This is a genomic window from Bradyrhizobium sp. USDA 3364 (assembly GCF_054056355.1).
The window spans coordinates 2,986,413-3,004,355 of the sequence record NZ_JBSRYG010000002.1; the positions used below are offsets into that span (position 1 = coordinate 2,986,413).

Consider the following 17,943-nt stretch of genomic DNA (forward strand, 5'->3'; position numbering starts at 1 on the left):
GCCTCACGTCAGCAGCAGCGCCATGCCCGGATCGCCCTTCTGCATCGCGCGCTGATAGGCCGGGCGCGCGGCGATGCGGCCGAGATAGTCCCTGATGCTGGGGCAGCGGCCGAGGTCGTAGGGCAGGAAATAGCGCATCGTCGTGAGCGAGAAGCCGATCATGATATCGGCTGTCGTGAACGCATCGCCCGCGAGATAATGCGCGTCGCGCACGCGCGCTTCGATCAGGTCGAACGAGCGGTCGACGCGCACCCTGGTCGCCGTCAGCATCGGATTGTCGGCCGCGAGGTTGAGGCGGTTCAGGATCTTGCTGCGGCCCATTTGGGCCTGCAGTGTGCCGTTGGCGAAGTGAAACCAGTACAGGAACCGGGCGAAGTCGGGATGATCGGGTTGCAGCGTCAGCCGTCCATTGCCGTATCGGGCGACGATGTACTCGACGACAGCGCCGGATTCGGCCAGCACCAGCTCGCCGTCGGTGATGACGGGCGCGGCGCCGATCGGGTGCAGCGCCTTGTAGTCGGCCGGCGCGAGGATCGTGACCGGATCGCGCGCGTAGCACTTCAGCTCATAGGGGATCTCCAGCTCCTCGCACAGCCAGACGATCCGCTCCGATTGCGACTTGCCGAGATGGTGGACGGTGAGCATGAAACCCCTCTCAGGCGTCCTCTTTCTTCTTTGCGGGCTTCTTGGCCGGCGGCGGCTCTTCCATCGCTCGTTTCATGGCGCGGGCATAGGCGTCGGCGGCGTTCTCCGCCGAATTCTGCAATCGCTTGGCAGTCGCGGTCGCGTTCAGCATCGTGCTCTTGGCCAGGAAACGGAAGCGCGCTTTGGTCTCCTTGTCCTTGGCCTTGGCCGCGCGCGCGACCCAGACGGCCTGGCGCTTCTTGGCAGCCGCCATCACGGCCTTGGTCTGGGCTTTTGCGGTTTGCCGGATGACGGCGTCGAGGTCGGCTTCGGCCATTCAGATACACTCATTGACTGGACATGCGCCGGGCGGCGCAGGGAGGGGAGCTATCACTAGCGCAACCGGCGCGGTTTGAACACCGGCCAGGCACTCTATCGGGCGTGCAGTCCGGCATGATAAAGCGGTGCGGTCCGGCCAACGTCTCGCCGTTCAATCGAGGTTTCTTCGATGCCAGCAATCAGCCGACGGAGCGTGCTTGGCGGCTTTGCCCTGCTGGCGGCATCACGTTCACTCGCGGCGGCCATGGCCGAGACACTGAGTGTCGACGCCGCCGAGGGCCACGTCACCCTCAACCGTTTTGCCTCTGGGCGCGCCGGCAAGCGGCCGGCCGTGCTCATGCTGCACGGCTCGCGTGGCTTCGATCTCAGGCCTCGGGCCTATGAGCGTCATGCCAATGCGCTGACGGCAGCCGGCATCGATGCCTATTTCGTTCGCTACTACACGCCGGCCGATGAGAAGGCGTTCGAGATGATGCACACGCGCGAGCGCCGCGAGGCCTATGAGACCGGGCGTTTCGATGCCTGGGCCGCGCGCATCTCGTCGGTGCTGACTGCGGTGCTGGCAGGCCTGGACAGTTCCGGCCGGATCGGATTGCTCGGCTTTTCACTCGGCGGCTATGTTGCCGCGGCGACGGCGGCCCGTGACGAGCGGGTGTCCGCGCTGGCCGTGCTGTATGGCGGCATGCCCGACAAGATTGTGCCTGACGTCAAGCATCTGCCGCCGATGATCGAGTTGCACGGCGAGGCCGACCGCAACGTTCCGCTTGCCAGCGGTGAGGAGCTTGTCAGGCTCGGCAAGTCGGTCGGCGCCGCGGCCGAGATCATCAAATATCCCGGCAAGCCGCACGGTTTCGACTTCGCGGACAATGATCCGATGACCACTGACGCGGTCAGCCGTGTGGCCGGCTTCTTCCAGGCTCGCCTGAACGCGGCTTGAAGTTCATCGGCTAGTCGGTGGACGAACCCGGCGGCACCCTCGCGCCGGCGAGCAGTCCGGCTAGCTCGACCTGTCGGCCGAGCCCGGTCTTCGCCAGCACGGCCTTGAGCTGGTTGCGCACCGTTTCGCGCGAGATGCCGAATGCGACGGCGATGGCCTCGACGGTGCGCCCCTCGCCGATGCCGCGCGCGACGCGCGCCTCCGCCGGCGTCAGGTCGAACAGGCCCTGCAGCACTTCCGCGGTCGGCACCTCGGCCGGCACCACCGGCGTCACGATCACGATTGCCAACGCGCGGTCGAACAAGTCACGTGCGCTACCGTGGATCGGGACCAGATGCACGATCAGCGGCGGGCGATCCTCGTGCGCGGCGATCGGCACCGAGCGGACCTCCACGCTGATGAGCCCCTGCTCGAGCGCCGCCAGCGCCTGCGCGAACAGCGCATCGCCGGAGGCCACCGCAAGCGTCAGGCGCTCGGCGCGATCCTGCATCACGTCGGGCACCAGGCGATCGAATAGCGGGTTGGCCGCCATCAGACGGCCGCCGCGCCGCAGCACCGCCGCGGGCAGGCCGAGCATCGCCAGCGATTCGGTTGCCGCCCTGGCACGTTCCATCCCGAGCCGCGCCGACAGCAGCGCCGCACGCGCCAGATGCGGGCGCAGCGCATCAAGCTGCTCGATCGCTTCCCGCTCGATGGGTCCATGCTGGTATTCGCGCTCGACGCTGTAGATCAGCACGTCGCCGCTCGGCACCGGGATCGCAGTACCGGCACCCCATCCGAGCCCGCGCGGGCGGAAGAATTCGCGGATCTGGTAATCCTGCTGCACTTCCTCGGGCGTATCGAACACGTCGATGTCGCGCAGGAAGCCGGCATGATTGGCCGCGAGCAGGCGCGGCAGCCGCCCGTTGCGCTCGTGCCAGCGCCCTTCGACATAGGCAACCGTGTCGTCATGCATGTCGGGGGATGCGACCCAGCGGACGTCGTGCGGGGCCGCTGTCAGCAGCACGATACCGCGCGCACGCGCAATCCCGCCGACCTGATGCAGCACATTCGGCCAAAGCTCGGGGAGGACTGCGGCCTCATAGGCCAGTTCGATCAGATGCTCATGCAGGTCGTTCGCCATCGGTCATTCCGGAAAATGCTATTGCCCAACAGATAAACCCATCGACCTCGGAAATATTGCGTAGAGCAATTCGGCCCAGCCCACGAGTCCGGGCTATTCCGGGGCACTCAAGATGATTTAGGCGAGTTCGTCGGTTTTCCCGAATACCTGCCGTGTCGCGCCATGACGCCAATCGGCTCGTGCAGAGTAATTTGGTGGAGGGGGGCGCTTGCGCCATGGCCTGCCTTGCAGGGCGATGACGACTTGCCGTGGGATGCCCCGGAGCCTCAGCGTCTGAGTATCGCCGTGACGCGAGCAGGAGTCATGAGCAGGCGAGGCAGCGCGGATGTTGGGAGCGGATGAATTGATCAAACAGCGAGGCGAATGCGGAAGGCTCGCGCTCGAAGCTGTTGGGAGGGTACCTCGATGCCCTCCCGACAATCGCACTTAGTTGCAGCCGCGCCGTGCGAACAACCGTCGCCCAGGATGCCGGACAGGATGTTGGTGTTCGTGAGGCTGACCGGCAGGATGGCCGAGACGTTGGTCTTGTTGCCGTTCAGGACGTTCACGCCGCCACCGAGCACGGCGACGATATACTTCTTCGTGACTTCCTCCGTTGTCATCGAGCCCAAGCCGCTTGCTTGGATGGCCGCCACTATCCACGTCTCGAGTTCGCCTACAACTTGAAGTAGTTTGGTACTCCATTACTTAGCGTTAACTATATGATCAAAATCACTGATGCCGCACGTTCATGCCCGGCTTTGCTTACAAGTACACAATGGGCGAGATCGGGACGTCGGTCGTTCTGTCGCGGGTTGCCTATCTCGCGACCGATATCTTCGGCCTCGATCGCAGCCACAACATCGTGCAGCCGAACGCGTTCTTCTCCGTGAGGAGCAACGGCGTCGAGGTGGAAGGATCCGTGTCGCCATACTTCGCCCGATTTCGGCGACGGCTGTATCGGCACCGCCGGAGCCTCCGTCCGCCAGGTCCGGTGGCCCGACGAGGTCCAGCCATGGGCGTTGAACGTGCAGATCGGTTTCCAGAAGAAGCTCGATTTCGGCGACGCGCCGAAAGCCGCCGATGCCAAAGTCGCCGGGATCAAGCCCAAGACTTGATATCAAGGCTTGATTGTGACGACCCGACGATCAACGTCCGGCAGACTTGAAGTCGTGACGATCGGAAACATTCCGAAGCGTCGCGAAACGTCCCTTGCGCGAATTGCCGGCGCGCCTGGGCCGCTAGCGTCACAGGTTTGCAACGGCGCGCGCGATCTTTCGACCATGAACATCCTTTAATTTGTGTCCGCGCGATCTATGGCGCCAGCTAGAACATGATCCGGACCGGAGGGCCGCGTAGCGCAACGTGCGAAGCGGCTTTCCGAGAGGATCATGCTTGAGCGACGGGCTGACGCGCGATGGCCATTCAACCTGACCTCATCGCGCATGAGGCCGTCACCTCTGTCAATCATTCGGGCCATCGCCGGCTCGAGGCGGGCCGATGATCAGTCGCAGGGCGGTTTCCGGATTGTTGATGACGCTGGTCGGGCCCGCGTCCGTTGCCGGCAACACGCTGGCGCTCGGTCATTGCAGGGGATCGTGCGCGAACACCGATCTGCCGGCTCTTGGCTACGACACGTTCTGCCGGTCGTTCTTCGATCTCGCGGCCAGCGGAAAGCTGCGCGCGGTCGCAACCGGTCCGGACATTCGCAGGGAGATGCGGTCCCTGTTCCGGGAGCGGCGGCTCTATCGGCCGTCTCGCGACGAAATCCGGATTCTCTGGCGCGACGCGGCGGACGGATTTTCCGTCGTGAAGGTCGAGTTCGACCTGGAATGCGGCGTGCCGGTGCGGGGATGTCTTGGCATTCCCGACGGCGCGTTCAAGGGATTGATCCTGCTCGGCCACGGCATGGCGAGCACGCCGGAGCGTTGCTTCGATGATGCCGACAAGGATTACATGAACGCGCTCGGCAAGCGGCTATGCCAGGACGGCTATGTCGTCTGGTGTCCTTACATCGTGCAGATCGGAAATCAGGAAAGCCAGAACAACATCGCCGCGATGCTGGCGTCGCATGGCGTCTCGGCGCACAATGTATCGTGTGCATCGATCGATGCCGGCGAAATCGTCTGCCGCAAGCTGACCGGAGCGTCCGGTCTGAATGTCGGCGTCTACGGGGTGTCATGGGGCGCGTTTCTCGCGCTCCATCTCGAAGCCGCCAGCGGTCGGATGCGGCCGACCGTCGTCTCCGGATACATGCGTGACGAGAAAAAATACCTGATGTCGTCCGTCATCAGCAAGAACCTCGGCATCGAACTCGCGGCTTACATTCATTTCGCCAGCAGCCGGGCCAAATATACCGGCGCACAGCTGGCATACCTGCTTTGCCCGTGTCCGCTGTTCGTCGAGATCGGCAGTCACGACGGTGCAAACGCGGTGGAACTCGGGCGCGACGAGAAGTTCGCGGAAATGCAGTCCGTCTACGCATCATCAGCCCATCCGCGTTTGATCGACATCGACGTCTTCGACGGCGTGCACGAGGTCAGCGGCCGGCGCGCGCGGCCATGGCTGTACGAGCACCTGGCGTCGCCCGCCTATCAAGAGACGTCTCGCTTGAAGAACGCCATCGCGTTGTGAGCGGCACGAGCTACGGCCCCTGCCGTTCAATTCGACGTCAAGCACGCGCCGCCTTGCAGGCACCATGCCTGGCCTCGACCATACCGAGGTAGCGCTCGCTGGCATCACATTGATGGCAACTGTCGGTGCCCGCGCCATCACTCGAATGGGACGGCGCGGTCGCGACCGCCCTGCAATTGCAGCGCCGCGGCGTTCCGAGAAGCTGCACTTCGTCGTGATCACTGGAACGAGGCGATCCGGTTACAGGATTGTCGGATTGGGCGCGTTGTGATCTCCTGCGACGCACCTGCCCGTCCTGACCTCTCGGTCTGAGGGAACTCGACGTCATATCCGTCTCGTCAAGCTTGTTGATAGCCGAAGGGTTGGACCGCATGAGTGGTACGGAACGAATGCTCGGTGGATTGGCAGGACTTCTGATATCGGCGGGACTGACGGCGATCGGGATGTCGACTGCCCATGCTCAGGTGGGGCCGCCCGGGCCGCCTGCCGTCGGCGTGTTCGAAGCGGTGAAGCGGCCGGTTACCGAGACCAGTGAATTTCTGGGACGCATCGAGGCCCCCAACCGCGTCAACGTGGTGGCGCGTGTCACGGCATTCCTGGAGAAGCGGAACTTCGTCGAGGGCGCTGAGGTGAAGGCCGGCGACCTCCTGTATGAACTCGAGCGCGGCCCGTTCGAGGCCGACCTCGCATCGAAGAAGGCGCAGGTGGCCCAGTTGCAGGCGACGCTGGTCAACGCCAAGCTGACCACCGATCGCGCCAAGACCCTGATGGGCGGGCCGGCCGGCCAGCAATCGAACGTCGATGCGGCGGTCGCCAACCAGCAGAGCCTCGAGGCGCAGGTGCAGGCCGCGCAGGCGCAGGTCGACCTGTCCCAGATCAATCTCGACTACACCATGATCCACTCGCCGATCGACGGCAGGATCGGACGCACCTCGGTTACCGAAGGCAACGTCGTGACGCCGAGCTCGGGAACCCTGACGACCATCGTCAGCCAGGACCCGATGTATGTCACCTTCCCCGTGCCGGTGCGCGAGGCGCTCGATCTGCGCGAACGCTACGCGACGCGAGGCGGGTTCAAGGCCGTCGTGATCCGCCTGCGCCTGCCGGACGGCCGGCTCTTCGCGAAGACGGGCGAGCTGAACTTCGTCAACAACACGATCGCGCAGAACACCGACACCATCTCGCTGCGTGGCACCATTCCCAACCCAACGGTGTACAAATCCTCCGAAACCGGCGGCGTGGTCCGCGAGCTCACCGACAATGAGTTCGTGACCGTTCTCCTGGAAGGCGTGCAGCCGGTCGAGGTGCTGGCGATCCCGCGCTCGGCAGTGCTGTCGGACCAGCAGGGCGAATATGTCTACGTCGTCGGTGCGGACAACAAGGCCGAGCAAAAGCGGATCCAGCTCGGGCAATCGACGTCGACGATTGCCGCGGTGACGAGCGGCATCGCGCTGGGCGACAGGGTGATCGTCGAGGGCTTGCAGAAGGTGAGGCCGGGCGAGGTGGTCGCGCCGGGGCCCGCCAGCGCGCTGATCCAGTCGAGCATGAAGGTTTCGGCGGAGGGCGGCGCCAGCAGCACGCCGAAAGCGACAGGCAATAACCCATGATTTCCGCTGTCTTCGTCGATCGTCCGCGGCTTGCGATCGTCATCGCGTTCGTGATCACGATCGCGGGCGCGCTGGCGCTGATGCAGATTCCGGTCGCCCAGTTCCCGGATATCGTGCCGCCGCAGGTGACGGTCTCGGCGACTTTCCCCGGCGCTTCGGCCGAGGTAGTGGAATCGAGCGTCGCCCAGCCGCTGGAAGCGCAGGTCGTGGGCGTCGACAAGATGCTCTACATGAAGTCGACCAGCGGCAATGACGGCAGCTACACGCTGACGGTCTCGTTCGCGCTCGGCACCGACCCCGACATCAACACCGTCAACGTCAACAACCGGGTGCAGAGCGCGCTCGCGCAATTGCCGACCGAGGTGCAGGCGCAGGGCCTGACCGTGCAGAAGAAATCCTCGGCCGTGCTGCAGTTCATCGTGCTGTACAGCAAGAGCGGCGAGCAGGACCCGCTGTTCATCACCAACTACGCCATCATCAACGTGCTGGACGCGATCTCGCGCACGCCCGGCGTCGGACAGGCGTCGCTGTTCGCGAAGCTGAACTATTCGATGCGGATCTGGTTCGACACCCAGCGCCTGACCAGCCTCAATCTGGCGCCGTCGGACGTGATCAATGCGATCAAGGCGCAGAGCGTGCAGGCGCCGGTCGGCCGCATCGGCGCGCGTCCGATCAGCAACGACCAGCAGTTCCAGTTCAACGTGCAGACCCAGGGACGCCTGACCACGTCGGCACAGTTCGGCAACATCGTGCTGCGGGCCAATCCGGATGGATCGGTGTTGCGGATCAGGGATGTCGCCCGCGTCGAGATCGGCGCGCAGAACATGGACTCGGAGTCGCGGATCGACGGCAATCCCGGCGTGCCGATCGGCATCTATCTCGCGCCGGGCGCCAATGCCGTGACGACGGCGAAGGCCGTCCAGAACACGCTGTCGAGGCTCTCGGAACGGTTTCCGCCGGGCCTGACCTACCTCGTGCAATATGATTCCACGACCTTCGTCTCCGACACCATCAAGGAGGTGATGAAGACCCTCGGCGAGGCCTTCGTGCTCGTCGTGATCGTGGTGTTCCTGTTCCTCGGCAATCTGCGTGCCACCGTGATTCCGGCCGTGGCGGTGCCGGTCAGCCTGATCGGCGCCTTCGCGGTGCTGCTGGCGCTCGGCTACTCCGCCAACACGGTGTCGCTGCTGGCGATGGTGCTGGCGATCGGCATCGTGGTCGACGACGCCATCGTGGTGGTCGAGAATGTCGAGCGCGTCATGGAGGAGGAGCCGGAGCTGTCGCCGGCCGACGCCACCAAGAAGGCGATGGCGCAGATCACGGCGCCGATCATCGCGATCTCTCTGGTGCTGCTCTCGGTGTTCGTGCCGATCGCGTTCATCCCCGGCATCTCCGGCACGCTGTTCCGTCAGTTCGCGGTGACGATCAGCGCCGCGATGGTGATCTCGGCGCTGAATGCGCTGACATTGTCGCCGGCGTTGTGCGCGGTGTTCCTGCGCCACGGCGGACCGCGGCGCGGCATCATGGGACGGGTGCTCGGCGGCATCGACTGGGTGCGCGACCGCTATGCCGGCGTGGTGCAGCGGCTGGTCCGCGTGGCCATGTTGTCGCTGGTCGCGGTGCTGGTGTTCGGCGGCGCGGTGTTCGGCGTGTCGAAGATCACGCCGACCGGCTTCCTGCCCGAGGAGGACCAGGGCGCATTCTTCATTTCCGTGCAACTACCCGACGGCGCATCGGTGGCGCGCACCAGCGAGGTCACCAAGCAGGTCGAAGCGTTGTTGAAGAAAAATCCGGCGGTCGATCACGTGCTATCGATCATCGGCTTTTCGCTGCTCGACGGCGCCAGCGAACCAAATTCGGCGTTCATGGTGGCGCGAATGAAGGAGTTCGCCGACCGCAAGGCCGCCACCGATTCGGTGCAGGCCGCGATCCGGCAAACCTTCATCGCGGGATCGCAGATCCGTCAGGCCGCCGTTCTGCCGTTCAACCTGCCACCGATCATCGGGCTTTCGACGTCCGGCGGCTTCGAGTACCAGCTCGAGGCGCTCGAGGGGCAGGACCCGGCCTCGCTCGCCAGCGTGATGGGCGGGTTGATCGGCGCCGCGAACCGCGATCCGCGGCTGACCCGCGTGTTCTCGACCTTCACCGCGACCAATCCGTCGGTCTATCTCGACATCGATCGCGCCAAGGCGCAGGCGCTCGGCCTCAACATGGCCGACGTCTTCACCGCGTTGCAGGCCACGCTCGGCGGCATCTACGTCAACAATTTCAACCTGTTCGGGCGCACCTGGCAGGTCAACGTGCAGGGCGATGCGGCCAACCGCCGCGACATCCCCGACATCTGGCAGATCTATGTGCGCAACAACGGTGGCGAGATGGTGCCGATCCGCTCGATCGCAAGCTTGCGGATCGTGACCGGCCCGCAGGTGATCACGCGCTACAACAATTATCGTTCGGTGACCGTGAACGGCAGCCCGGCGGCGGGCGTGTCGTCGGGCACCGCGATCGCAGCAATGGCCGAGCTCTCCAAGTCGACGCTGCCGGCAGGATATTCCTATGAATGGACCGGCACCGCCTATCAGGAGCAGGCGGCCTCCGGCCAGACCGGCATCATCCTCGGGCTCGCGGTGCTGTTTGCCTATCTGTTCCTGGTGGCGCTGTATGAGAGCTGGACGATCCCGATTCCCGTGCTGCTGTCGGTCACGGTCGGCGTGTTCGGTTCCTTTCTCGCGATCAAGCTCGCGGGCCTGAACCTCGATCTCTATGGCCAGATCGGCCTCGTGGTGCTGATCGCGCTCGCCGCCAAGAACGGCATTCTGATCGTCGAATTCGCCAAGGAGCAGCGCGAGGCCGGCAAGCCGGTCGTCGAGGCCGCCATGATGGGCGCGCAAATGCGCTTCCGTGCCGTCATGATGACATCAATTGCCTTCATTCTGGGTCTGGTTCCGCTGGTAGTCGCGACCGGCGCCGCGGAGATCAGCCGTCGTGCGGTCGGTACGGCGGTGTTCGGCGGCATGCTGGCCGCGAGTTCGATCGGCATCTTCCTGGTGCCGATGCTATTCGTCACCTTCCAGGGCTGGCGCGAAGGCGCCAAGAACCGGTTCGGCAGACGGAGCAAGGCGGAGCCCGCGTCGCATTAGAGCACGATCCGGAAAGCGCGAAGCGGCTTTCCCTCGCGACAAACGTAAAGCGTTTGCGCGGAGATCATGTTCAACCAAAAAACCAAAGCGCGGGGCGGTTGTTCCGCGCCTGCAATGGAGTTCTGGATTGAGCGTAGCCTTCACCAAGGAAGAAAGTGCCGAGACTGCGTCGGAGACGCTGTTGCCGGACCGTCCCATTTCGCCGCATCCCAATCTGGTGACCGAGGCCGGACGTCAGGCGTTGGAGCGTCAGCTTCTGGAGGCGCGCGAGGCCCATGAGACCGCGCAGCAGCTGGAAGACGTCAACGAGCGGCGACGGCAGTCGGCGGTTCCGTTGCGCGACATACGCTACCTCACGGAAAGGCTCCGCACGGCGCAGGTCGTCCCCGATCCGGCTTCGACCGAAACCGTGGCCTTCGGAAGCACCGTGACGTTCAGCCGCGCCGATGGCCGCGTGCAGACCTATCGCATTGTCGGCGAGGACGAAGCCGATCCGAAGGCCGGCTCGATTTCCTTTGTCTCGCCGGTGGCGAAGTCGCTGATGGGCAAAGCCCTGGGCGACGTCGTCGGAGCGGGCGATCGGGAGTTGGAGATCGTGGCGATCGCCTAAGGCGTGCGACAAACGCGAAGCGTCTTATGCTTGAGTAAATCCAAAGCGCGATGGCGGTTCAACCTGATCTCATCGTGCTTTCGGGGTGCGATCGTCGCTGATAGCGATCGTTAATCAGCCGAAATGAAGCGGAGTGTGCCTGCGCGGCGCGTCGGCCTGCCGGTGTCGTTGGTGTGATTGACGCCGTCCATGACAGGCACGTCAGCGAAATCGAACGGGCTTACCCCGTCCAGGCAAGCCACGTTGACGGCATACAGACTCTGGTCAGATCGCCGTTGATGATGTGTGTAGATTCCGCAGCGCGAACAGAAGAAATGCTGTGCTGATCCACTATGGAAGCGGTAGCTCGTCAACGCGTCTTCGCCTTGCAGGAACTTGATCCCGCCCATTTCCGCCATGGCAACGACGGCGCCTCGCATTCGGCAGTACGAGCAGGTGCAGCGGCGGATCGAATTGAAGCCGTCGCTGAGCGTCACCTCGAAACGCACCGTGCCGCAATGGCACCGGCCCGCCCGAACCTTCATGTCGTTCACCATGTTGCCCGTGTCTCCCGCTTGGAACGAACCTATCTCTCGGCGCAGAGCCGGACAATCTTCAAGAACTCGCGCATGGTGCGAGAAAAACTAACCTGGAGGCTCGGAGTGGCGCCGGCGGATCGCAGATCGATCAGGATGCGGGCAGGGCAAGCCGCTCGATCGTTTGAATGTGCCGTGCGAGCAGGCTGCAGGCTTGTTCGATGTTGCGTGCCCGCAGCGCCTGCAGGATCACGCGATGATCCTGGCTCGGCCGCGGCCGCCAGCCGGCATTGCGCGCCATCGCGAACACCAGCCGTGAATTCGCCAGCTGCAGGCCGTCGAGGCTGGCGAGCAGGCGCGGCATCGCGCAAGGCGCCACCAGCGCGCGATGGAAGGCGCGATTGGCCATCTCGAAGTCCTGCACCGTCTCGGCATTGTCGCCTTCGATCAGCGCGAGTTCGATCCGTGCCAGATGCGCCGGCGTGAACCTGGGCGCCGCATTGCGCAGCGCGACCACCTCGAGCGCGGCGCGCATCTCGGCGATTTCCTTAACTGCGTTGGTGTCGAGCGGCGCGACCCGCACGCCGCGGCGGGGCACCGCGACGACGAGATGCTGCGCCTCCAATTGCCGGAAGGCCTCGCGCACCGGGACGTGGCTGGAATGGAATTCCCGCGCGATGTGATCCTGCCGGAGCGGCGCATCCGGCGGCAATGCGCCGCTGATGATGTGCTCGCCGATCGTCTCGGCGATGCGCCCGGCCGTCGTCGTGTTCTCGCTGTCGTCAGTCATAGATTATCTATCATAAAAAGGGATGCGCTCTTGCGCGACCTCGGCTAGCATCGTTCTAAGCTCAAATACCATAGATAATAGATCATATTATCTATGATCCATCGCAAACAAGAAGGCAAGCCCGATGGTTGATGTCGTTGAGATCGAACGGACTGACAGCCGCGGCAGCGCGGCGCCCCGCAAGATTTGGGAGCGCGCCGAGGCTGAGGCGCTCTATAATCTGCCGTTCGCAGACCTGATGTTCCAGGCGCAGGGCATTCACCGCGCCAACTTCAATCCGAACCACGTCGAAACCGCGAGCCTGCTCAGCATCAAGACCGGCGGCTGCCCGGAAGACTGCGGCTACTGCTCCCAGAGCGCGCATTACGACACCGGCCTGAAAGCCACCCGCCTGATGCCTCGGGACGAAGTGGTCGCGGTCGCGCAGCGCGCCAAGGATGCCGGCGCAACCCGTTTCTGCATGGCCGCGGCCTGGCGCAGTCCGAAGGACCGCGACCTCGATCAGGTCTGCGACATGGTCAGTGCGGTGAAGGGGCTGGGCATGGAAACCTGCGTCACGCTCGGCATGCTGACGCCGGGCCAGGCCGAACGCCTCTCCGACGCCGGGCTCGACTTCTACAACCACAATGTCGATACCTCCCCGGAATTCTACGACAAGATCATCACCACCCGCACCTTGCAGGACCGCATCGATACGCTCGCGCATGTCCGCGACGCCGGCATCAAGGTCTGCTGCGGCGGCATTATCGGCATGGGGCGAGCAGGTCGATGATCGGCTCGGCATGCTGGTGCTGCTCGCCAATCTCCCGAGCCATCCGGAGAGCGTGCCGATCAACCTGTGGAACGAGGTCAAGGGCGTTCCGGTCAACGATACCGCGGAGCGTCCCGATCCGATCGCGCTGGCGCGGCTGGTTGCCACCGCGCGGATCCTGATGCCGAACAGCGTGGTGCGGTTGTCGGCTGGCCGGCAGTACATGACCGATGAGTTGCAGGCGCTGTGCTTCCTGGCCGGTGCGAACTCGATCTTCATCGGCGACGTGCTACTCACCACGAAGAACCCGCAGCGCGATCGCGACGCCAATCTGCTGGATCGGCTCGGCATCAACTCCGCCCTCGCCTGACCTTCGCATCCGGCACGCGCGCGGCGTCATTTGCCGCGCGATCAACTGCAAATTTGTGAGAGAAGCATGAGCGCAATCCATGCGGCCAACGCCGCTGATTACGCCGCGGCCTTGCACGCCCTGAGCAAGGACGATCGGCTGCGCGGCCTCAAGCCGCGCGCGGGCATCGATTTCGTCTCGAACGACTACCTGGCGCTCGCGACCGCGCCGCGCATCAAGCAGGCGGTCGCCGCCGCGCTCGCGGCCGGGACGCCGATCGGCGCCGGCGGGTCGCGGCTGTTGCGCGGCAATTGCGAGGAGCACGAAAGGCTGGAGACCGAGGCCGCCGCGTTCTTTCGCACCGAGACCGCGCTGTTCTTCGGCGGCGGCTACGTCGCCAATTTCGCCGTGCTGACCACGCTGCCGCAACGCGGCGACCTGCTGGTGCTCGATTCGCTGGTGCACGCCAGCATCCATGAGGGCGCGCGGGCCGGCCGCGCCGAGTTCCGCTTCAGCGCCCACAATGATCCGCAGTCGGTCGAGGACACTATCCGCGGCTGGCGCGCAGAGGGTGGCGCGGGCCGGGTCTGGATCGTGGTCGAAAGCGTCTACAGCATGGACGGCGACGTCGCGCCGCTCGACGACCTCGTCGCCATCGCGGACCGGCACGACGCGTTCCTGATGGTGGACGAGGCGCACGGCACCGGCGTCTACGGCGAGCAGGGACGCGGGCTGACGGCGCCCTATGAGGGGCGCGAGAACCTCGTGATCGTGCATACTTGCGGCAAGGCACTGGGCGCCGCGGGTGCGCTGGTCACGGCCCCGACCGTGCTGCGCGACTTCATGGTCAACCGCTGCCGCCCCTTCATCTTCGCCACCGCGCCGTCGCCGCTGGTGGCCGTTGCCGTGCGCGAAGCGCTGCTGATCCTGCAAGAGGAACCCGAGCGTCAGCAGCGACTCGCAGAACTGGTTGCATTCACGCATCGCGAGTTCGATCGGCGCGGCTGGCGCAGTCCGTCGCGCTCGCAGATCGTGCCCTATATCGTCGGCGACAATGCGCGCGCGATGCAGCTTGCGTCTGCGCTGCAGGCGCGCGGCTTCGACATCAGGGGCATCAGGCCGCCGACCGTGCCGACGGGGACCGCGCGGCTGCGCATCGCGCTGACGCTGAATGTCGACGAGGACGACGTGCGCGCGCTGCTCGACGCGCTCGTCGCGGAGACGAACGGCTGGTCGCAATGACGGGCCGGATCGTGGTGACCGGCACCGATACCGGGATCGGCAAGACGGTGTTCTCCGCGGGCCTCGCCGGTTTTCTCGGCGCGAGCTACTGGAAGCCGGTTCAGGCCGGCCTCGACGAGGAGACCGATGCGCATCTGGTGGCGCGGCTTGGCGGTCTTTCGGCCGATCGCATCGTGCCCGAGCGCCACCGGCTTCGAACGCCGGCCTCGCCGCATCAGTCCGCCGCGATCGACGGCGTGCGCGTCGACCCCGCCGCGCTCGAGGTGCCCGCGATCTCGGACCGCCCGCTGGTGATCGAAGGCGCCGGCGGGCTGATGGTGCCGCTCAACGACAACACGCTCTATATCGACATCTTCGCGCGATGGCGGCTGCCGGTCGTGCTCTGCGCCCGCACCGCGCTCGGCACCATCAATCATTCGCTGCTGTCGGTCGAGGCGCTGCACAAGCGAGGGATCGAGATCCTTGGGGTCGCCTTCATCGGCGAGGGCAATCCCGAGAGCGAGCGCGCGATCTGCGACTTCGGGCAGGTGCGCCGGCTGGGTCGGCTGCCTTGGCTTTCACCGGTTGCCGCAGACACGCTGCAAGCGGCGTTCGAGGCGTCGTTCCAGCGGGAAGATTTCAATCCATGACACCAGCCCGGAAGTCACCGATCTGGCACCCGTTCACCCAGCACGCGCTGCACGGCAGGATGACAAGGATCGTTCGCGGCGAGGGCGCCTATCTCTACACCGCGGATGACCGCCGCATCATCGATGCGATCGCATCCTGGTGGGTCGTGACCCATGGCCATTGCCATCCGCATATCGTGCGCGCGATCCAGGACCAGGCGGAACAGCTCAACCAGATCATCTTCGCCGGCCATACCCACGACCCGGCCGAAGCGGTCGCCGCGCAGCTCCTGAAGCTCGCGCCCGCTGGCCTCGACTACGTGTTCTTCTCCGACTCCGGCTCGACCAGCGTGGAAGTGGCGCTGAAGATGGCGCTCGGCTATCGGCACAATATCGGCGTGCCGCGCACGCGCATCATCGTGATGGAGCACTCGTACCATGGCGACACGGTGGGGACGATGTCGGTCGGTGCGCGCGGCGTCTTCAACAAGGCCTACGAGCCGCTGCTGTTCGATGTCGCGTCGATCCCGTTTCCTGCCGCCGGCCATGAGCAGGCGACGCTCGATGCGCTTGAAGCGGCGTGCAAGGCGGAAACTGCAGCAGCGTTCATTGTCGAACCGCTGATTCTGGGCGCGGGCGGAATGCTGATGTATCCCGCCTGGGTGTTGAGGGAGATGAAGCGCATCTGCGAGGCTTCGGATGTGCTGTTCATCGCCGACGAGGTGATGACCGGCTGGGGCCGCACCGGCACTTTGTTCGCGTGCGAGCAGGCCGATGTCAGGCCGGATATCGCCTGCTATTCGAAGGGCCTCACCGGCGGGGCGCTGCCGCTCGCGGTCACGCTGTGCCGTGCCGAGGTCTACGACGCGCATTATTCCCGCGACCGGTCGCGCACCTTCTTCCACTCCAGTTCCTACACGGCAAACCCGGTCGCCTGCGCCGCCGCCAGGGCAAACCTCGAACTCTGGCGACACGGCGCGGGCGAACGCGTCGCTTCGGTCGCTGCGATGCAGGAGCGCATGCTTGCGCCGTTCCGCGCGGATGCCCGTTTTGAGAATGTTCGCCGCACCGGGACCATCACGGCGCTCGACTTGAAGGCAAGTGATGCCGGCTATCTCGCGGGCATCGGCCCAAAACTTCAGGCCTTCTTCGAGCGCCGGAACCTGCTGCTGCGGCCGCTCGGAAATACGATCTACGTCATGCCGCCCTACTGCGTGACGGAGACCGACCTCGCGGAGATCTACGCCGCGATCAAGGATGCGGCTGAGGAACTCGCTTGACGGCTTGCATCCCGCGCCGCCTCTTTGCATGCGATTGCCTTTCACAGGCGTGCCCTTGCAGGCACGCCGATGAGCTGGGTCATGCGTGCTTGTGCGGCGCTGGCCTCGCTGCCGCCGGATGCGGCCGTGGCGCAGGATGGGGCCGCGGTGCCGGCCGTGACACATGCGGCGCAGGCCGGGGCGCCGGGGGACGGTGGACAGCCTGCTGCGCGACGCGCGGTGCCGGCGGATGCGCAGCCGGGCGTGCCGGAGCCGGTGCATGCTGTGTGAGCTGCTGTTTGGGTGCCCGCACGGCCGGTGCGGCGACGTGCGGCGCCGGCGCGGGATGGTTGCCTGCGCCGGGAGCGTGCGCTGTCGGTGGCGCGCGTCCTGTCGTCTGAGCGTGGTCTGTCGGTGGAGCATGCACCGCCGGCAACGCGGTTCCGGTCGGGAGAGCGTGTCCTGCCGGCGGAGTGTTCCCTGTCGGTTGAGTGCGTCCTGTCGGCAAGGCGTGACCTGTCGTTTGCGCGTGGTCTGACGGCGGAGCGTGCACTGCCGGCAAGGCGCTTCCGCTCGGCAGAGCGTGTCCTGGCGGCACGGCATTCCCCGTCGTCGGCAACGCGTGACCCGGCGTAGTCTGCGCATGTCGGGGCGGCGGCGCCGCGATCGGCTTGCCCGGGTGCGCGGCGATCACGCCCGCGCCGCTGAACCGTGCGGCGTGCGCGGTCGCGGCAACTGCCGGATGGCCGTGATTGTTGGCGAGCGTCAACGCCGGATTCTTCATCGCCGCTTCCGCGTGCCGCGTCTGCTCGGCAGTCGCAGCCATGTGGTGCCCGTTCTGGACAGCGAGTTGCTGCGGCGTCGGCCTCACCGTGGTGCCGCCGGTGCCGCCGTTGTAGCTGACGTTGGTCGCGTTGTGGATGACAGTCTTGTTGTAGACGTTGGTGACCGAGACATTCGAGATGTTGTTGACGGTGCGGTTGTAGAAGAAGCTGCCGCCGCGCCAGTAGCCGCCGTCATAGCCGACGCCGGTGTAGCCGAAGCCATAAGAGATGCCGCCGTAGAAGCCGACGGTCGGGCCCCAATATCCGGCGTGGAAGGCGTAGGTGCCATCGTTCCAGCCCCAGTAGCCGGGTGTCCATAGCAATGCGGGCGCAGGCGGAAGCACCCACGTGCCGGGCACCCAGTAGTAACCGGTATCGTCGCTCCACGCCCAATAGCCGGGAGTCCAGATGTAGCCGTCGCCGGGGATCGGCGGCTGCTCGTAGACGGGCAGTGGCGGCGGCGCCGCATCGACGGTGATGCCGATGGCGAGTTGCGCACGCGCAGGCGTGGGCGGCGAGAGACAGCAGAGGCTGAGAGCTAGAGCGAAAGGCAGTCCGGCGATGCGTCGCATGGCACTTACTCCAATCTTCTTCCCCAGCTTCGGAATCGAA

The 17,943-nt window shown here is 65.2% G+C and carries 15 protein-coding genes and 1 pseudogene; 9 read left to right on the forward strand and 7 right to left on the reverse strand.

The window, feature by feature from the left end; translation table 11 throughout:
• Positions 1-3: 3 nt before the first annotated feature.
• Together ACVILL_RS13995 and ACVILL_RS14000 are read right to left on the reverse strand one after the other, a co-directional pair.
• The gene (locus tag ACVILL_RS13995) at positions 4-645 is read right to left on the reverse strand and encodes a glutathione S-transferase family protein (protein ID WP_456729569.1); all 642 of its coding nucleotides are present in this window, start codon (positions 643-645) and stop codon (positions 4-6) included.
• Between the two features lie 10 nt (positions 646-655).
• A complete protein-coding gene (locus ACVILL_RS14000) occupies positions 656-961 on the reverse strand; it encodes a hypothetical protein (protein ID WP_456729570.1) in 306 nt (101 codons plus the stop codon).
• A gap of 171 nt (positions 962-1,132) precedes the next feature.
• On the opposite strand from ACVILL_RS14000, the gene ACVILL_RS14005 reads away from it, so the two are divergent.
• Entirely contained in the window at positions 1,133-1,900 is a 768-nt protein-coding gene (locus ACVILL_RS14005; RefSeq protein ID WP_456729571.1) for a dienelactone hydrolase family protein, read from the forward strand.
• 10 nt (positions 1,901-1,910) lie between these two features.
• Here ACVILL_RS14005 and ACVILL_RS14010 read toward each other — a convergent pair whose 3' ends face one another.
• Positions 1,911-3,023, reverse strand: a complete 1,113-nt coding sequence (locus ACVILL_RS14010) for a helix-turn-helix transcriptional regulator (RefSeq protein ID WP_456729572.1) — start codon at positions 3,021-3,023, stop codon at positions 1,911-1,913.
• A gap of 347 nt (positions 3,024-3,370) precedes the next feature.
• Positions 3,371-3,658, reverse strand: coding sequence for a hypothetical protein (locus ACVILL_RS14015; protein ID WP_456729573.1), 288 nt, complete (start codon positions 3,656-3,658; stop codon positions 3,371-3,373).
• A gap of 844 nt (positions 3,659-4,502) precedes the next feature.
• Here ACVILL_RS14015 and ACVILL_RS14020 point away from each other — a divergent pair.
• From ACVILL_RS14020 to greA, 4 genes are all read left to right on the forward strand, one after another.
• Complete coding sequence (locus tag ACVILL_RS14020; protein ID WP_456729574.1) at positions 4,503-5,636, forward strand: hypothetical protein; 1,134 nt, start codon at positions 4,503-4,505, stop codon at positions 5,634-5,636.
• Between the two features lie 443 nt (positions 5,637-6,079).
• Entirely contained in the window at positions 6,080-7,243 is a 1,164-nt protein-coding gene (locus ACVILL_RS14025) for an efflux RND transporter periplasmic adaptor subunit (protein WP_456729575.1), read from the forward strand.
• Positions 7,240-10,383 (forward strand): efflux RND transporter permease subunit, encoded by a 3,144-nt coding sequence (locus ACVILL_RS14030; protein WP_456729576.1) that lies wholly within the window; start codon positions 7,240-7,242, stop codon positions 10,381-10,383. The genes ACVILL_RS14025 and ACVILL_RS14030 overlap by 4 nt, the downstream gene beginning before the upstream one ends.
• 127 nt (positions 10,384-10,510) lie before the next feature.
• The gene (gene greA, locus ACVILL_RS14035; protein ID WP_456729577.1) at positions 10,511-10,993 is read left to right on the forward strand and encodes a transcription elongation factor GreA; all 483 of its coding nucleotides are present in this window, start codon (positions 10,511-10,513) and stop codon (positions 10,991-10,993) included.
• A 110-nt stretch (positions 10,994-11,103) separates the two neighbouring features.
• Here greA and ACVILL_RS14040 read toward each other — a convergent pair whose 3' ends face one another.
• Together ACVILL_RS14040 and ACVILL_RS14045 are read right to left on the reverse strand one after the other, a co-directional pair.
• Positions 11,104-11,529 (reverse strand): GFA family protein, encoded by a 426-nt coding sequence (locus tag ACVILL_RS14040; protein WP_456729578.1) that lies wholly within the window; start codon positions 11,527-11,529, stop codon positions 11,104-11,106.
• A gap of 130 nt (positions 11,530-11,659) precedes the next feature.
• On the reverse strand, positions 11,660-12,298 hold the full coding sequence (locus ACVILL_RS14045) for a GntR family transcriptional regulator (protein WP_456729579.1): 639 nt from the start codon (positions 12,296-12,298) through the stop codon (positions 11,660-11,662).
• A gap of 124 nt (positions 12,299-12,422) precedes the next feature.
• Here ACVILL_RS14045 and bioB point away from each other — a divergent pair.
• The 4 genes and pseudogenes from bioB to ACVILL_RS14065 all read left to right on the forward strand — a co-directional run bounded on the left by bioB (position 12,423) and on the right by ACVILL_RS14065 (position 16,528).
• A pseudogene (bioB, locus tag ACVILL_RS14050) lies at positions 12,423-13,419 on the forward strand (biotin synthase BioB).
• Positions 13,420-13,485: 66 nt separating this feature from the next.
• On the forward strand, positions 13,486-14,640 hold the full coding sequence (locus ACVILL_RS14055) for an 8-amino-7-oxononanoate synthase (RefSeq protein WP_456729580.1): 1,155 nt from the start codon (positions 13,486-13,488) through the stop codon (positions 14,638-14,640).
• Positions 14,637-15,269, forward strand: a complete 633-nt coding sequence (bioD, locus tag ACVILL_RS14060; protein ID WP_456729581.1) for a dethiobiotin synthase — start codon at positions 14,637-14,639, stop codon at positions 15,267-15,269. The genes ACVILL_RS14055 and bioD overlap by 4 nt, the downstream gene beginning before the upstream one ends.
• The gene (locus ACVILL_RS14065) at positions 15,266-16,528 is read left to right on the forward strand and encodes an adenosylmethionine--8-amino-7-oxononanoate transaminase (protein ID WP_456729582.1); all 1,263 of its coding nucleotides are present in this window, start codon (positions 15,266-15,268) and stop codon (positions 16,526-16,528) included. The genes bioD and ACVILL_RS14065 overlap by 4 nt, the downstream gene beginning before the upstream one ends.
• A 79-nt stretch (positions 16,529-16,607) precedes the next feature.
• Here the strand turns inward: ACVILL_RS14065 and ACVILL_RS14070 are convergent, their stop codons facing one another.
• Complete coding sequence (locus tag ACVILL_RS14070) at positions 16,608-17,903, reverse strand: hypothetical protein (protein WP_456729583.1); 1,296 nt, start codon at positions 17,901-17,903, stop codon at positions 16,608-16,610.
• Positions 17,904-17,943: the final 40 nt, after the last annotated feature.

What these genes read in the sequence shown, in the direction of transcription:
- ACVILL_RS14010 (WP_456729572.1), bottom strand. Translation starts at nt 3,023, where the DNA reads ATGGCGAACGACCTGCATGAGCATCTGATCGAACTGGCCTATGAGGCC.
- ACVILL_RS14055 (WP_456729580.1), top strand. Translation starts at nt 13,486, where the DNA reads ATGAGCGCAATCCATGCGGCCAACGCCGCTGATTACGCCGCGGCCTTG.
- ACVILL_RS14005 (WP_456729571.1), top strand. Translation starts at nt 1,133, where the DNA reads ATGCCAGCAATCAGCCGACGGAGCGTGCTTGGCGGCTTTGCCCTGCTG.
- ACVILL_RS14020 (WP_456729574.1), top strand. Translation starts at nt 4,503, where the DNA reads ATGATCAGTCGCAGGGCGGTTTCCGGATTGTTGATGACGCTGGTCGGG.
- ACVILL_RS14070 (WP_456729583.1), bottom strand. Translation starts at nt 17,903, where the DNA reads ATGCGACGCATCGCCGGACTGCCTTTCGCTCTAGCTCTCAGCCTCTGC.
- bioD (WP_456729581.1), top strand. Translation starts at nt 14,637, where the DNA reads ATGACGGGCCGGATCGTGGTGACCGGCACCGATACCGGGATCGGCAAG.
- ACVILL_RS14040 (WP_456729578.1), bottom strand. Translation starts at nt 11,529, where the DNA reads ATGGTGAACGACATGAAGGTTCGGGCGGGCCGGTGCCATTGCGGCACG.
- ACVILL_RS14000 (WP_456729570.1), bottom strand. Translation starts at nt 961, where the DNA reads ATGGCCGAAGCCGACCTCGACGCCGTCATCCGGCAAACCGCAAAAGCC.
- ACVILL_RS14065 (WP_456729582.1), top strand. Translation starts at nt 15,266, where the DNA reads ATGACACCAGCCCGGAAGTCACCGATCTGGCACCCGTTCACCCAGCAC.
- ACVILL_RS14045 (WP_456729579.1), bottom strand. Translation starts at nt 12,298, where the DNA reads ATGACTGACGACAGCGAGAACACGACGACGGCCGGGCGCATCGCCGAG.
- ACVILL_RS14030 (WP_456729576.1), top strand. Translation starts at nt 7,240, where the DNA reads ATGATTTCCGCTGTCTTCGTCGATCGTCCGCGGCTTGCGATCGTCATC.
- ACVILL_RS14025 (WP_456729575.1), top strand. Translation starts at nt 6,080, where the DNA reads ATGTCGACTGCCCATGCTCAGGTGGGGCCGCCCGGGCCGCCTGCCGTC.
- ACVILL_RS13995 (WP_456729569.1), bottom strand. Translation starts at nt 645, where the DNA reads ATGCTCACCGTCCACCATCTCGGCAAGTCGCAATCGGAGCGGATCGTC.